This window comes from Mucilaginibacter sp. GW821-FHT07G05, assembly GCF_059418565.1.
In genome coordinates this window covers 663,516-677,337 of the sequence record NZ_JBWKQC010000001.1, presented here as the reverse complement: position 1 = coordinate 677,337, position 13,822 = coordinate 663,516, and the positions used below count along the sequence as shown (strand labels likewise).

The 13,822-nt window shown below is 42.3% G+C and carries 16 protein-coding genes and 1 other RNA gene; 4 read left to right on the top strand and 13 right to left on the bottom strand.

Features of this window, described 5'->3' with window-relative positions; translation table 11 throughout:
* Window positions 1–4 precede the first annotated feature (4 nt).
* Window positions 5–1,249: a cation:proton antiporter gene (locus AC07NA_RS02735; RefSeq protein WP_494895474.1), complete on the top strand. Its 1,245-nt coding sequence runs from the start codon at window positions 5–7 to the stop codon at window positions 1,247–1,249.
* 3 nt (window positions 1,250–1,252) lie between these two features.
* Here AC07NA_RS02735 and AC07NA_RS02730 read toward each other — a convergent pair whose 3' ends face one another.
* The 8 genes from AC07NA_RS02730 to AC07NA_RS02695 all read right to left on the bottom strand — a co-directional run bounded on the left by AC07NA_RS02730 (window position 1,253) and on the right by AC07NA_RS02695 (window position 7,801).
* Window positions 1,253–1,867 (bottom strand): FMN-binding negative transcriptional regulator, encoded by a 615-nt coding sequence (locus AC07NA_RS02730; protein WP_494895472.1) that lies wholly within the window; start codon window positions 1,865–1,867, stop codon window positions 1,253–1,255.
* Window position 1,868: 1 nt separating this feature from the next.
* Entirely contained in the window at window positions 1,869–2,816 is a 948-nt protein-coding gene (locus AC07NA_RS02725) for an N-acetylornithine carbamoyltransferase (RefSeq protein WP_494895470.1), read from the bottom strand.
* A gap of 117 nt (window positions 2,817–2,933) precedes the next feature.
* Window positions 2,934–4,061, bottom strand: a complete 1,128-nt coding sequence (locus AC07NA_RS02720; protein ID WP_494895468.1) for an aspartate aminotransferase family protein — start codon at window positions 4,059–4,061, stop codon at window positions 2,934–2,936.
* 39 nt (window positions 4,062–4,100) lie between these two features.
* Window positions 4,101–4,463, bottom strand: a complete 363-nt coding sequence (locus tag AC07NA_RS02715; RefSeq protein ID WP_494895466.1) for a four helix bundle protein — start codon at window positions 4,461–4,463, stop codon at window positions 4,101–4,103.
* 37 nt (window positions 4,464–4,500) lie between these two features.
* Window positions 4,501–5,499, bottom strand: a complete 999-nt coding sequence (gene argC, locus AC07NA_RS02710; protein WP_494895464.1) for an N-acetyl-gamma-glutamyl-phosphate reductase — start codon at window positions 5,497–5,499, stop codon at window positions 4,501–4,503.
* Window positions 5,477–5,878, bottom strand: coding sequence for a cupin domain-containing protein (locus tag AC07NA_RS02705; RefSeq protein ID WP_494895462.1), 402 nt, complete (start codon window positions 5,876–5,878; stop codon window positions 5,477–5,479). The genes argC and AC07NA_RS02705 overlap by 23 nt, the downstream gene beginning before the upstream one ends.
* A gap of 49 nt (window positions 5,879–5,927) precedes the next feature.
* The gene (gene argG / locus AC07NA_RS02700; protein WP_494895460.1) at window positions 5,928–7,115 is read right to left on the bottom strand and encodes an argininosuccinate synthase; all 1,188 of its coding nucleotides are present in this window, start codon (window positions 7,113–7,115) and stop codon (window positions 5,928–5,930) included.
* A gap of 26 nt (window positions 7,116–7,141) precedes the next feature.
* A complete protein-coding gene (locus tag AC07NA_RS02695) occupies window positions 7,142–7,801 on the bottom strand; it encodes a GNAT family N-acetyltransferase (RefSeq protein ID WP_345209187.1) in 660 nt (219 codons plus the stop codon).
* 357 nt (window positions 7,802–8,158) lie between these two features.
* Here AC07NA_RS02695 and AC07NA_RS02690 point away from each other — a divergent pair, with 357 nt between their 5' ends.
* Both AC07NA_RS02690 and AC07NA_RS02685 read left to right on the top strand, forming a co-directional pair.
* On the top strand, window positions 8,159–8,764 hold the full coding sequence (locus AC07NA_RS02690; RefSeq protein ID WP_494895458.1) for a Crp/Fnr family transcriptional regulator: 606 nt from the start codon (window positions 8,159–8,161) through the stop codon (window positions 8,762–8,764).
* 61 nt (window positions 8,765–8,825) lie between these two features.
* Window positions 8,826–9,407 (top strand): DinB family protein, encoded by a 582-nt coding sequence (locus AC07NA_RS02685; protein WP_494895456.1) that lies wholly within the window; start codon window positions 8,826–8,828, stop codon window positions 9,405–9,407.
* A 9-nt stretch (window positions 9,408–9,416) separates the two neighbouring features.
* Here AC07NA_RS02685 and AC07NA_RS02680 read toward each other — a convergent pair whose 3' ends face one another.
* From AC07NA_RS02680 to AC07NA_RS02665, 4 genes are all read right to left on the bottom strand, one after another.
* Window positions 9,417–10,379, bottom strand: a complete 963-nt coding sequence (locus tag AC07NA_RS02680) for a YpdA family putative bacillithiol disulfide reductase (RefSeq protein ID WP_494895454.1) — start codon at window positions 10,377–10,379, stop codon at window positions 9,417–9,419.
* 117 nt (window positions 10,380–10,496) lie between these two features.
* The gene (gene fsa, locus AC07NA_RS02675) at window positions 10,497–11,156 is read right to left on the bottom strand and encodes a fructose-6-phosphate aldolase (RefSeq protein WP_494895452.1); all 660 of its coding nucleotides are present in this window, start codon (window positions 11,154–11,156) and stop codon (window positions 10,497–10,499) included.
* Window positions 11,157–11,253: 97 nt separating this feature from the next.
* Window positions 11,254–11,352, bottom strand: an RNA gene (gene ffs, locus AC07NA_RS02670) — signal recognition particle sRNA small type.
* An 87-nt stretch (window positions 11,353–11,439) separates the two neighbouring features.
* A complete protein-coding gene (locus tag AC07NA_RS02665) occupies window positions 11,440–12,012 on the bottom strand; it encodes a 2'-5' RNA ligase family protein (protein WP_494895450.1) in 573 nt (190 codons plus the stop codon).
* A gap of 74 nt (window positions 12,013–12,086) precedes the next feature.
* Here AC07NA_RS02665 and dinB point away from each other — a divergent pair, with 74 nt between their 5' ends.
* On the top strand, window positions 12,087–13,271 hold the full coding sequence (dinB, locus tag AC07NA_RS02660) for a DNA polymerase IV (protein ID WP_494895448.1): 1,185 nt from the start codon (window positions 12,087–12,089) through the stop codon (window positions 13,269–13,271).
* Window positions 13,272–13,283: 12 nt separating this feature from the next.
* On the opposite strand, the gene AC07NA_RS02655 is transcribed toward dinB, so the two are convergent.
* Window positions 13,284–13,820: a GNAT family N-acetyltransferase gene (locus AC07NA_RS02655; protein WP_494895446.1), complete on the bottom strand. Its 537-nt coding sequence runs from the start codon at window positions 13,818–13,820 to the stop codon at window positions 13,284–13,286.
* Window positions 13,821–13,822: the final 2 nt, after the last annotated feature.

The window sequence follows — 13,822 nt, the reverse complement described above, 5'->3', positions numbered from 1 at the left end:
CAATATGGATCTTTTTGTAATAATAGCATTGCTCGTTATTTTGAGCGCCATTTACTCCTATATCAATGCCCGCTTTATTAAGTTGCCCGGCACAATAGGGGTAATTAGTATTGCTATTTTAGGGTCGGTAGCCATTATTGTTATCAATAATACCAACCCCGGTATGGCTAAGCACCTCACGGCCTTAGCCAAAAGCATCAACTTTTCGCGTACGGTACTCAATGTGATGCTGGGTTTTCTGTTGTTTGCCAGCGCATTTAATCTGGATACCAATAAGTTGAAAAAGGCCATGCGGCCGGTATTTATATTAAGTACGCTGGGTGTTATACTGTCTACTACTATATTCGGTTTTCTTTTTTACTGGATCACCGGCTTTTTCGATATCAGGCTGCCGCTTGTTTATTGCTTTTTGTTCGGCGCGTTGGTTTCACCAACAGACCCTGTAGCAGTATCGGCCATTATAAAAGGATCAAACTTACCGCAGCATTTAGAAACCATTATTTCGGGCGAATCATTGTTTAACGACGGGATCGGCCTGTTGCTTTTCATCGTGATACTGGAGGTTGTAAATGCCGGTGTAGATAATGTTGACGTGGCTAAAACGGCTCTTTTGTTTGCACAGGAAGTATTTGGGGGGATAGCGCTTGGGGCGTTCACGGGCTACCTGGCATACCGGTTGATGAGATCTATCACCGATTTTCAAACCATCGTACTGGTATCGCTGGCATTGGTACTTACCAATTCATTGGTAGCGTCATTTCTGCATTTGTCAATTCCTTTATCAGTAGTTACCGCAGGCTTATTTGCGGGTAATCGATCTATCAACAGGGATAACAAAGAGCATTCGCATGAAGCTTTAGAAAAATTTTGGGAACTGATCGACGAAATGCTTAATACCATCTTGTTTGTGATGATAGGCTTGCAGATGATCGTGGTGCCTTATATAAATAACTATTGGCTTACAGGTACATTAGCCATCTGTATTATTTTGCTATCGCGATGGTTGAGTATTTTATTGCCGGTAACGCTGTTAAGGCGTACACTGAATATCAACTATGGTACCATTAATATTTTAACCTGGGCAGGGGTAAGGGGAGGTATTTCAATAGCGCTGGCACTTTCATTACCCGAATCAAAATATCGGTACCTCATCTTGTCGGCTTGTTACTTTGTAGTGATCTTCTCTATTATTGTACAGGGACTTACCTTAAATAAGGTGATCAACGCCTCGTACCGTAAAGATAAATAGTGATCACTTTTTATCGAGTGCTTGCATGTAAGCGGCAATATCACGCTCATTGGTGTCTGTGCTATTTTTTAGCGCGTTGATGATATTGTTACGCTCCAATTCGGTTTTATTCTGGCTCAGTTTCTTTTTAGCCTGAAGATCTGTTACTGCAATTTCAAAAGCTGTTATTCCCTTTACCAAACCATCACGATAGGTATCAGGCAGGCTTTCCCATTGCTGCATATAAGCGGCTTCATATTGGTTGATGGTATGGGCCAGCAATCTGAATTTATCGGCGACTTCCGCCAGTTCTTTTGCTTTGCCATAAGCATGCACCGCCAAGTAATTCCACGTAGGTACGTTGGTTTCTTTTTCGTAATGCGATGGCGAAATGTAGGCATGTGGTTCGGTAAATATCACCAGTACTTCGCTGCCATCAATCACTTTGGCCTGCGGGTTTGCCTTGGCGAAATGCGAAGACAGTATGATCTTATCATCACGCTGCTCAATTAAAAAAGGGAGATGTGTAGCTTCGGGTTTACTATCAATCACGTTAATTATGGTAGCGAAGCTGTAACGCTGCATAAACATTACAGCTTCGTTTACATCATCAATACGATTGTTTGCCGGCGTGTACATATTATAAGCTTTCCAGCATTTGTTTCAATACAGCCTGGGCTGCCCAAACACGGTTACCGGCTTCGTGCACCATAACAGAGTTTGGTCCGTCGAGTATTTCGTCGGATAGTTCCAGGTTACGGCGAACAGGCAGGCAATGCATTACCTTGGCGTTGTTGGTTGGCGCTAATTTTTCGTTGGTTAGCATCCAGTCTTCATTGCCACCGGTAATTTGACCGTAAGGCTCATAAGCCGACCAGTTTTTTACGTATATAAAATCGGCACCCTTCAATGCTTCGTCCTGGTTGTGGGTAATAGTAGCGCCGTTGGTAAAATCGGTACTTAAAGCGTAACCTTCCGGATGGGCAATGGTAAAGTCGACATCAGCCTTACACATCCACTCGGCAAAAGAATTGGGTACAGCCTGCGGAAGCGCTTTAATATGCGGCGCCCAGGTAAGCACTACTTTAGGGCGGGCTGTAGTTTTTAATTCCTGAATGGTCACTAAATCGGCCAGGCTTTGCAGCGGGTGACGTGTTGCCGATTCAAGGCTTACAACCGGAACTCCGCAAAACTTAACGAACTTATTGAATATGGCTTCACTATAATCTTCCTCACGATCTTTAAGGCCCGGGAACGAGCGCACGCCTATAATATCGGCATACTGCCCCATTACAGCTGCCGCTTCGCGGATATGCTCAACGGTTGTGCCGTTCATTATGGCACCATCCTGTAGTTCAAGCGCCCAGCCTTCTTTATCGATGTTAAGCACCATTACATTCATGCCTAAATTAAGGCCTGCCTTTTGGGTGCTCATACGGGTACGCAGACTTGGGTTAAGAAAAACCAGGCCCAGCGTTTTGTTTTTACCCAAATGCTGATGCGCGTACGAATCTTGCTTCAGCTTTAAAGCTTCGGCAACCAGCGCGTTAATATCAGTAACATCGTGTACAGAAGAAAATAGTTTCATAGTGCTTATTTATATAATCCTGTCATTTCGAGCATAGCGAGAAATCTTCTTGGCCATGCTTGTTAAGAGCATGCTTATTGCAGAAGATTTCTCACTTCGTTTCGAAATGACAGGTAACTAACCTTTTAATGTAACAGTAAACGCCTCCAAAAATCTATCGGCATGAGCTTTAGTCAAATTTAAAGCAGGCAATAGCCTGATCACGTTTGGCTTAGCTTCACCAGTAAATATATGGTGTTTGAATAGCAGGTCCTTGCGCACGTGGGCCAGTTCTTCGGGCAGTTCAATACCGATCATCAGGCCACGACCCCTAACTTCTTTTACCTGCTCAAATTTCTTTAACTCGTTGATTAGGTAAGCGCCAACTTCGGCCGCGTTTTGCAGCAGGTTATTGCTTTCAATTTCTTCCAGCACTGCTAAACCTGCCGCGCAGGCTAAGTGGTTACCGCCGAAAGTAGTACCCAGCATACCGTAAGCAGGTTTTATTTTTGGTGCTATAATGATCCCCCCGATAGGGAAGCCATTACCCATGCCTTTAGCCATAGTGTATATATCGGCATTAACACCGGCAAAATCATGCGAGAAGAATTTACCTGTACGGCCATAACCGCACTGTACCGAATCGGCAATGTAAACCGCGTTATACTCGTCGCACAAAGTGCGTATTTTTTGCAGAAAGCTTTCGGTAGCTACCTGTATACCACCTACGCCTTGTATGCCTTCAATAATTACCGATGAAATTTCGTTTTCGGCAAAAGCCTGTTCTAAGGCTGCTTCATCGCACCATGGTAAAAATATCACGTTATCGGTTTCGTTTACCGGTGCTACAATTTTAGGGTTATCGGTAGCGGCAACTGCTAACGAAGTACGACCATGGAATGCTTTTTTGAAAGCGATAATTTTCTTTTTACCATTATAAAAAGAAGCCAGTTTAAGGGCGTTCTCATTAGCTTCCGCACCCGAATTACACAGGAACAACTGATAATCTTCTTTACCCGAAACATGGCCCAGTTTTTCGGCCAGTTCCTTTTGCAAAGGGATCTCGATGGAATTTGAGTAGAAGCCGATCTGATGCAATTGGTTCTCCAAACGCGCCACATAATGCGGATTGGTATGACCAATTGATATAACCGCATGGCCACCATACAAGTCAAGGTATTCAGTGCCCTTGTCATCATAAACAAGGCTGCCTACACCTTTAATTATATTTATATTATTGATAGGATATACGTCGAATAAGTTCATTCATTTTAAGGTAAAAGGAGAAAGGTTAAAGGGAAAAGGTTATTTATCATTTCGCAAAAATTTAATAAACGAAATAATCATTGCTTTTACCTCATTAATCTCCGAGTTAATCATATTATACATTTCCTGGGGTATATATCCCAAATCATAAATCAACAAACAAGTATATTCTACTTCATGTGCCGAACCTAATGCATTATCAAGATAATGTACAAAGTCCTTATTAGTGTTTTTTCCACAACCTTCAACAATGTTAAGAGGTATGGAATAAGTAGATCTTCTTAGTTGAGCAGATAAGGCGAATCGCTCATCAGGTGGAAGGAGTGGAAGCACTTCCTTATATATTTGTAACGTAAAGACATGTGCTTTATGCCAAATATTGAGCTTTTTAAAGTCTCTCATAGTACCTTTCTCCTTTAACCTTTTTCCTTTCCGCCTGTTAAAACGCAGTTGCTTTTAATCGTAAGCCGGCGCGTTCATCCAGACCGAAAAGCAGGTTCATGTTTTGAACTGCCTGGCCCGACGCGCCTTTAAGTAAATTGTCCATAATGCTTATTATCAATAATTTATTCCCATATTTCTTTACTTGTAAGAAACACTTGTTGGTGTTCACAATCTGTTTCAGATCGATATTGCGATTGGTTACATGTGTGAACGGGTGTCCTTCGTAATACGCTGTATACAATGCCAATGCTTCCTCTTCAGTTAAATCGCTATCAGTATAAATAGAAGCGATGATGCCACGGGTATAATCGCCACGGTATGGGATAAAGTTAATTGCTCCTACACCGTCACCTTGTAATTGCTTTAGCGATTCGCCGATCTCGTTCAGGTGCTGATGATCAAACGCCTTATATACAGACAGGTTATCATTACGCCATGTAAAGTGCGATGTTTGCGATAAACTTTGGCCCGCGCCGGTAGAACCTGTGGTAGCGGTAATATTTACTTCAGCTGTCAGTAAGCCTTTTGAAGCTAATGGCAGCATACCCAATTGTAAACAAGTTGCAAAACAACCCGGATTGGCTATGTTTTGCGCTTGTTTTATGGCATCACGGTTTAGCTCGGGCAAACCGTAGACAAATTTTTTGGTACCGAATCCGGCATTTTGGTTTAACCTGAAATCCTGGCTAAGATCGATGATCCTGATAGTATCGGGTATTGGGTTGGCAGCTAAAAATTTCTTCGCATCGCCATGGCCAACACATAAAAACAGCACATCGATCTCGTTTGATAGCTCGGCCGCGAATTTCAGATCGGTATCACCAAACAGATCGGTGTGTACCTCGTAAATATAATTACCCGCGTTGCTGTTGCTATGTACAAAAGCAATTTCAACATTGGGGTGATTGATCAGGATCCGCAGCATTTCGCCGCCGGTATATCCGGCACCGCCTACAATGCCTGCTTTTATTTTAATCGATGTTGATTCTGTCATTCTTTGTAGTTGGATAGGAGTACAAAATGAACTCAAGGTCGTTTTCGCCCTTGTTACTTATGTAGTGCTTTTGCAGCGGCTGTATCTCTATGCCTTGCTGCTCACGTAACAAATGCTCTACGCCGTCAATTATAAATGTGGCACGCCCTTTCAGTATAAAAAATACCTGTTTGGCCTTTTCATGATAGTGCAATTGTTCGGCAGTATCAGGCGGCATTAATTCCTGCTTAACAGATAGGGCATCCGTTTCTATGAATGTCCATCCGTGGCAGTCATCGCCCCAGGTATAGTGCGTTATACAATCACTTTTTGAAAAAGGTACCCCCCAACCCCCTGAAGGGGGAGTTAGGTTAGCGGTATCATTATTAGTTGTACTCACGTTTGATTTTTATGCAGTTCAAAAACTCCCCCTTCAGGGGGCTGGGGGGTTATGGATTTACTTTATGATAGATCATTACCTGATTGCCAAATATTTTTGAGAATCCTTTAACGTCCTCACCGCTCCAGGCATTATTCATTTCACCATAGCTGCCAAATTTGTTCGACATCAGGTCGTGATCTGACTCGATACCTATCACCTGGAACCTGTATGGGTGTAACTGAACAAATACTTTACCGCTTACGTTGGCTTGGGTATCGCTCAAAAATGCCTCCATGTTCCGCATAATAGGATCGTGGAATTGCCCTTCGTGTAACCAGTTACCATAGAAAGATGATAGTTGGTCTTTCCAGGTTAATTGCCATTTGGTAAGCACGTGTTTCTCTAAAGTGTGGTGCGCTTTGATAATCACCATTGGCGCGGCAGCTTCAAAGCCTACACGGCCTTTTATACCAATAATAGTATCACCCACATGTATATCGCGACCAATACCATAAGGCTGTGCGATTGCTTGCAAAGCCTGTATAGCTTTAGTTGGGTGATCATATTTTTCATTGTCGATAGCGACCAGTTCGCCTTTTTCAAAAGTAAGTTCGATATCCCTTACAGCCGATTCGGTTACTTGTGTAGGCCATGCTTCCTCAGGTAAACCTAAGTTTGAAGTAAGCGTTTCTTTACCGCCTACCGATGTACCCCAAATACCTTTGTTGATAGAATATTTGGCTTTTTCAAAGTTCATTTCAACACCATGTTTCTTCAGGTACTCAATTTCCTCTTCGCGGCTCAGTTTAAGATCGCGGATAGGGGTAAGTATCTGTACGTTAGGTGCCAATATGTTAAATATCATATCGAAACGCACCTGGTCGTTACCGGCGCCTGTGCTGCCATGGGCAACGTACTCGGCACCAATCTGGTGCGCGTAGTTGGCAATAGCTGTAGCTTGGCTAACACGTTCGGCACTTACCGAAAGCGGGTAAGTATTGTTCTTTAACACATTACCATAAATAAGGTAGCGCACGCAGGTATCGTAAAAGTTCTTGGTTTCGTCAACCACATGGTGTGAGGTTACGCCCATTTTAAAAGCGCGTTCTTCAACACCTTTAAGTTCTTCTTCGCTGAAACCACCGGTGTTTACAATTACCGAGTGCACCTCTAAACCAAGGTCGCGTGTTAAATAGATACAGCAAAATGATGTATCGAGGCCGCCGCTGTAAGCCAGTACTACTTTTTTCTTCATATTATGTTTAATCAATCAGCTTAATGTTAAGCTTTTGCAAATAGTGTCAATAATTTACCCGGGCCTCTCAACGCGTTTTCAATACGCTCAAGCAAGGTTGCCTTGTGGGTTATTTTTTTCATTTTGTTCTCGTATTCCTTACGCTTTTCTTCCGGGTCGAAGAGCATGGCGGTGCACATGCAGTTCTTACGGCCCTTGCTCATCAAAATATCGTAGTTAACGCAGCTTTTACAGCCTTTCCAAAAGTCTTCGTCCTGCGTAAGCTCAGAGTAGGTAACCGGTTCGTAACCCAGTTCGGAGTTGATCTTCATTACCGCCAAACCCGTAGTTAAGCCGAATATTTTAGCATCGGGATAGGTTTTGCGCGATAACTCGAACACTTTATGTTTGATAGCTTTCGCTAAACCTACTTTGCGAAACTCCGGGTTTACAATAAGGCCCGAATTGGCCACGAACTGGCCGTGGCTCCAGGTTTCAATATAGCAGAAACCGGCCCAAGTGCCATTTTTATGCAAAGCGATAACCGCTTTGCCTTCCAGCATTTTATTGGCGACATACTCCGGCGAGCGTTGTGCAATACCAGTGCCACGGGCTTTGGCTGATTCGGCCATTTCATCGCAAATTTGCGGAGCGTAATCAACGTGCTGGCCTGAAGCAACTATTATGTCAAAATCTTGTATAGTCATTAAAATAGAAAGATTACCGTAAATTAATTGGCTTTTAATGGCCTTAATTAAATGGTGGTGTGTTTGGTAGAGCTTGGATATAGTAAGCTCAGGGTTGGGTTTTGTAGAATATGCAGATTAAACCCGGGGGATGTACAATCGTCGTCGTGACGGAGAACATATAAAAATAACTGAAACCAAAGCAGCGGTAACAGGAGCAAAAACTGCTCTTGAAACGGGCTTATATAAGCTTTGCTGGTTCATCTTTTTGATATTATTTTTACGTTTTTAAATTTTGTGCAAAGTATCGCATTAATTTTTATTTATGCAAGAAAAAAGTGCACAAATAACATTATAATAACGTTTTATTACATCAGCTTGAAAGTACTCAATAACAGGCCCGATCCGGAAGAAATTGCAACCATAAAACAGGTATTTAACGTGGTACCTGTTTTGGGCGATGGTTTTTTTGAAGAAATGCTGCCAAATTGGTCGGCAATAGATGTTAAGCGCAAGCAAATATTAACCGCCGAAGGCGATACCGAACGTTATTTGTATATAGTAACCAAAGGTATTCAGCGTTGCTTTTGTACACATGGCGATAAAGAGGCGACTACCATTTTCAGTTACCCGGTTTCGTTCACGGGTGTGGTAGATAGTTTCCTGCTGCAAAGGCCATCCTCATTAACTTTTGAAAGCCTTACCCAAAGCCGCTTGCTGCGGATACATTATAAAGATTTCATTTCGCTTACCGAAAAGCACCCGCAGTTTGAAAAGTGGCTGCGTATTATGCTGAGTAGCGTGTTGGCTGCCGTGTTGGAGCGTCAAAAGGAACTAAGCATCTTCAGCGCTTCCGAGAAATTAGAGGTGCTGTTTAAGCGAAGTCCGCACATTTTTAATTTGATTCCCGATAAATACATAGCCTCATATATTGGGGTTGATAAGGCTACATTGAGTAAAATGCTCAATAATAAAAAGCTGTAAATGATGGTCTACATCAACTTTTATTAATTGCCAAACCCGGTTATTTGCATAAAAATAAGAGATGAAATTAAACAAGGCGCAATTATTAAAAGAGCTAAGTACCACGGTTATGCAAAACCTGCAAACTTTTGAGGTGCTTATCCGCGATCATTACACCTTGCTCAATATAAAACCAAACGAATCCGGCTGGAGTGTTTTGCAGATTGTTGAGCACCTGAATACTTATAATAATTATTATCTGCCTGCCATAGAAAAAGCCCTGAGCCAATCAACCATATCACCATTTAACAAAAGCGAAGTATTTAAGCCCGGCGTGCTGGGCAATTACTTTGTGAAAATGATGCTGCCCGATACCACGGGCAGCATTACTAAAAAGTACAAAGCTGCCAAATGGCATGTGCCATTGAATACCAATGCAGATGAAGTGATCGGTAATTATATTAAAGGGCAACAGCAATTGTTGCTATTATTAGATCAAGCGGCAAATTATGATCTTAACGCGATCAGGATACCAACCAGCCTCAATAAACTGATCAGGATAAAAACAGGGGATGCTTTTCGTTTTTTAATTGCTCACCAGCAGCGACATTTTGTGCAAATACAAAATACTTTAGCTATCGTATTATATCACCAGGAGGTATAACAGGCTTTATTAAACCTGTTGTTTGCTCAAAATATCTTTAATGATCATTTCCGCATGGATGCGCGAATTTTCTATAAACCAAAGATGCGTATCCAAACCACCGCAAACCACACCGGCGAGGTACATGCCCGGCAGGTTGGTTTCCATCGTATCCGGATTGTATTCGGGGATAAATTTATCTGCCGATAGGTTAATACCCAGCTTATTCAGAAAGTCGAAATTAGGTTTGTAACCCGTCATGGCCATTACAAAATCATTCGGAATGGTAATAAGTCCTTCAGGTGTACGGATATCTGCCTCGAACTCGCGTACTTCGGCCAGTTCCGAGTTGAAGTAAGCCTTGATGCTGCCTTCCTCAATACGGTTAATAATATCGGGCCTTACCCAATATTTAACACGGCTGCTTACTTCGCTTCCGCGTATTACCAAAGTCACTTCAGCGCCTTTACGATAGGTTTCTAAAGCCACATCAATAGCCGAGTTGCTTGATCCCACAACAATTACCTTTTGCATGGCATAATAGTGCGGATCTTTATAATAATGCTTCACCTTCGGTAAATCTTCACCCGGAATATCGAGGTTAACCGCGACATCATAAAAACCGGTAGATAGTATTACCCGTTTAGCCTGATAGCTTGCTTTGCAGGTGTTGATGTTGTAATGGTCGCCATCCTGTTTTACTTCGGTTACCTCTTCAAATAAATTGATGGGTAGGTTATTGGATAGTGTCACCCTGCGATAATACTCTAATGCTTCGGCACGGTTGGGTTTATTGTTGATGGTGACAAAAGGGATACCTCCAATTTCCAAACGTTCGGATGTGGAGAAGAACGTCATGGTATAAGGGTAATTGTATAACGAATTTACAAGGCAACCTTTTTCAACTATCAGAAAACTTAAACCGGCTTTTTGAGCGGCAAGCCCGCAAGCTAAACCTATGGGGCCACCACCTATAATGAGTATATCGAGCATATATTAAATAAAAATGTCATCCTGAATAGCAGGTAAGGTTACCCCTTTATTCAGAATGACAAATTAATTATTTTAGAACTAATAAGGCGTTATAAGTTTTATAACGTTATTGCAATATTATTTACCTGCTGCTTTAGCATGGTCGGCCAAAAACTGTGCTAAGCCATTATCAGTTAAAGGATGTTTCAATAAAGCGGTAATAGCGCTTAACGGACCAGTAATTACATCAGAACCCAATTTAGCGCAATTGATGATGTGCATAGCATGACGAACCGAAGCAGCCAGGATCTGAGTTTTGTAACCGTAGTTATCATAGATCAAACGGATATCTTCAATCAGTTGTAAACCATCGGTAGAAATATCATCCAGACGGCCAATAAAAGGAGATACATAAGTAGCGCCCGCTTTAGCAGCCAACAAAGCCTGACCTGCAGAGAATACTAAAGTACAGTTGGTTTTGATACCTTTTGAAGTAAAGTATTTAATAGCGCGAACACCATCTTTAATCATTGGTACTTTTACCACAATACGCTCGTGCAATTTAGCCAAAGCTTCACCTTCAACAATGATCTCGTCATAAGTAGTAGCAATTACTTCGGCGCTTACATCACCATCGGTAATTTCGCAAATAGCTTTGTAGTGGGCAATCACATTATCCTGACCGGTGATGCCTTCTTTAGCCATCAGGGTAGGGTTGGTGGTAACGCCATCTAAAACGCCTAATTCGTGTGCTTCTTTAATTTGTGCAAGATTTGCTGTATCAATAAAAAATTTCATTTTATGCTGGTTTGTTGAGTTAACATTTGTAGAGCATTTACCATATTAATGATTTGGTAAGCGATAGTAACGAGGTCTGGTTACTAAAAAAATAAAAATGGGTAAGCTACTTCTATCGCACCGCTACAACTCTCTACCCTTGCTGCGTTCCCACCCTGGGGGAGTTCAAGAGGAGCTGGTCGTAAAAGACTTACCCACCGCAAATATAGGAAAGATTTTGTTTTCGCTGTACAAATAACGCAAAGCAGTGTTAAATGAGTGTTAACCTGCTTTATTACAGATATTAAATTTTTTCTACAACTGCTGCAAACTCGTTTTTAAAGCTGATTGTCTTATACCTGCTCCACTTTGGTTCGTGCGTAAACGTCTCTCTTTTCAGTACCAGCAGTTCTTTTATCCAAAAAGGTTCAACATATTTCGCTTTTTCAAAGTGTGGCCAAAGGGTATAAAAGTCGCTCACGTGGATGTTTCTTGCTATGGTAATATGCGGCGTGAATGAAGCATGCTTTACATTGATACAGCTAAACAACAACCTGAACCACTTTTTTACCGAATCGGTTTGCCTTATATCCGCATAAATGCTCATGGCCTTGTCGCCGTGTTTAAAATAATTGAAACCGTTAATATGCAATACTATTGGCGGCATGGTATTCAGCCGTTTTTCCATACGTTCAAAAGCCGGTTCAACAATAAATGCTTTCTGCCTTTCAGTTTTTACAATGCTGATATGAGCAGGGGAGTTCATGCTCTCAAAAGCACCTATCTTATTAATCGACGCTTTTTTATACCTGCTTATTTGTTGTTTCACGTCTTCGGGCGGCGAAAGTAAAAGGTAGTAGTCGGCATATCCCATCATAATTATTGCAGTTTTGAGAAAACAAAATTGCTAATTATTTTAGTATTTTAAAGTTTTATTTTGATATTTGTGACATGGATACCAAACGCCATATTGTACATATCGACCTTGATTCTTTCTTCGTTTCCGTAGAACGAAAGTTCAATCCATCGTTGATAGGTAAGCCTGTTATTATAGGTGGATCTGCCGACAGGGGAGTGGTGGCCTCGTGCAGTTATGAAACGCGTAAGTTTGGTGTACATTCGGCAATGCCTACCCGGCAGGCGCTCAAATTATGCCCCGATGCTATTTTGATTTCAGGCAGTCACGGCCGCTATTCAGAGGCATCGCATGAGGTAACTCAGATCATTCACGACGCCGTTCCGCTGTATCAAAAAACATCGGTTGATGAGTTTTACCTTGACCTTTCGGGCATGGACCGCTTTCACGATAGTTATAAGATAGCATCCGACCTTAGGCAGAAGATCATTAAAGACACCGGGCTGCCCATATCTTTCGGTATGGCCTCAAGTAAGGTGGTTGCTAAAATGGCTACCAATCAAGCCAAACCTAACGGGCAATTGCAAATTCCTCACGGAAAAGAAATGGCTTTTTTAGCGCCCTTGCCCATCCGTAAAATACCTATGCTGGGCGAAAAAACCTGCCAGAAGTTATATGAATACGGTATTGAAAAAATTGGTGATCTGCAACGTGTAGACCTGCGCTTCTTGCAAACTATTTTCGGCAAAGCCGGATTATTCATTTGGGAGAAGGCCCGCGGGATAGATCATAGTGAACTGGTGCCGCATTCCGATCGTAAATCTATCTCTACAGAGCACACCTTCGGTACCGATGTAAAAGACCGCCGTACGCTCGAAACTATTTTGGTGAGCATGACGGAGGAATTATCCTCAAAACTGCGGCGAGAAAATAAACTGGCATCGTGCCTGGCTATTAAGATACGGTATGCCAATTTTGAAACCCATACTCAGCAGGAGAAAATTGCCCTCACCGCGGCCGAACATATATTAATACCCGGTATTAAGAACCTGCTCAGCAAATCCTGGGATCAGCACCGGCCCATCAGGCTGATAGGCGTGCGGTTGAGCAACCTTACTACAGGCAGTTACCAAATCAATCTGTTTGAAGATAACGAAGAGCGCATCCGTTTATACCAGGCTATGGATAATATCAATTTTAAATTCGGCGATAAAACCGTGTGCCGTGCAGCAGGTATGGAAATAGGTACGAGAAATTTCAACCCGTTTCTAAAAGGGTGATAAGGAGTGGCTTTAGTTGGAATCTTGCGTGAGCGCGCGTTTCATCAGCAGATCTGTTTGTTCTTCATCGCCCAGCATAAAACGGTGGGTGCTGAAACCCTCAAAGCCATGGCGCTGATAAAAACGGATAGCTTTAATGTTCATTTCCCAAACGCCGAGCCAAATGTATTTGAACCTCTTTTCGGTAGCGGTTTCAATAGCGTAGTCAATCAATTGCGAGCCTATGTTTTTGCCGTGATGATCTTGCAAAACATAAATGCGTTCTATTTCGAGCGCGGTATCCTCCTTAAATTCGGTTTGGGCATCGCCGGTGTTCAGTTTAAGATAACCCACAATATGATCGGTAAGATAAGCGAAATAAAACGCGGAGTCAGGGTTGTTAAGTTCTTCTTTGATCTTGGTCAACGTAAACGCTTTGGCAGCGTATATCTCCATATTTACCACATCGTTTTGATGGGAGAACGCGTCAAAAAAAGTTTTGCGGCTCAGGTTGAGCAGTGTTTCGGCATCAGCCGGGCTTGCTTTTACTAATGTAATTACGGGGTACATCA

Excerpts from the sequence above, each read along its gene's own strand:
- AC07NA_RS02735 (WP_494895474.1), top strand. The coding sequence starts at position 5 with ATGGATCTTTTTGTAATAATAGCATTGCTCGTTATTTTGAGCGCCATT.
- AC07NA_RS02730 (WP_494895472.1), bottom strand. The coding sequence starts at position 1,867 with ATGTACACGCCGGCAAACAATCGTATTGATGATGTAAACGAAGCTGTA.
- AC07NA_RS02725 (WP_494895470.1), bottom strand. The coding sequence starts at position 2,816 with ATGAAACTATTTTCTTCTGTACACGATGTTACTGATATTAACGCGCTG.
- AC07NA_RS02720 (WP_494895468.1), bottom strand. The coding sequence starts at position 4,061 with ATGAACTTATTCGACGTATATCCTATCAATAATATAAATATAATTAAA.
- AC07NA_RS02715 (WP_494895466.1), bottom strand. The coding sequence starts at position 4,463 with ATGAGAGACTTTAAAAAGCTCAATATTTGGCATAAAGCACATGTCTTT.
- argC (WP_494895464.1), bottom strand. The coding sequence starts at position 5,499 with ATGACAGAATCAACATCGATTAAAATAAAAGCAGGCATTGTAGGCGGT.
- argG (WP_494895460.1), bottom strand. The coding sequence starts at position 7,115 with ATGAAGAAAAAAGTAGTACTGGCTTACAGCGGCGGCCTCGATACATCA.
- AC07NA_RS02695 (WP_345209187.1), bottom strand. The coding sequence starts at position 7,801 with ATGACTATACAAGATTTTGACATAATAGTTGCTTCAGGCCAGCACGTT.
- AC07NA_RS02685 (WP_494895456.1), top strand. The coding sequence starts at position 8,826 with ATGAAATTAAACAAGGCGCAATTATTAAAAGAGCTAAGTACCACGGTT.
- AC07NA_RS02680 (WP_494895454.1), bottom strand. The coding sequence starts at position 10,379 with ATGCTCGATATACTCATTATAGGTGGTGGCCCCATAGGTTTAGCTTGC.
- fsa (WP_494895452.1), bottom strand. The coding sequence starts at position 11,156 with ATGAAATTTTTTATTGATACAGCAAATCTTGCACAAATTAAAGAAGCA.
- AC07NA_RS02665 (WP_494895450.1), bottom strand. The coding sequence starts at position 12,012 with ATGATGGGATATGCCGACTACTACCTTTTACTTTCGCCGCCCGAAGAC.
- dinB (WP_494895448.1), top strand. The coding sequence starts at position 12,087 with ATGGATACCAAACGCCATATTGTACATATCGACCTTGATTCTTTCTTC.
- AC07NA_RS02655 (WP_494895446.1), bottom strand. The coding sequence starts at position 13,820 with ATGTACCCCGTAATTACATTAGTAAAAGCAAGCCCGGCTGATGCCGAA.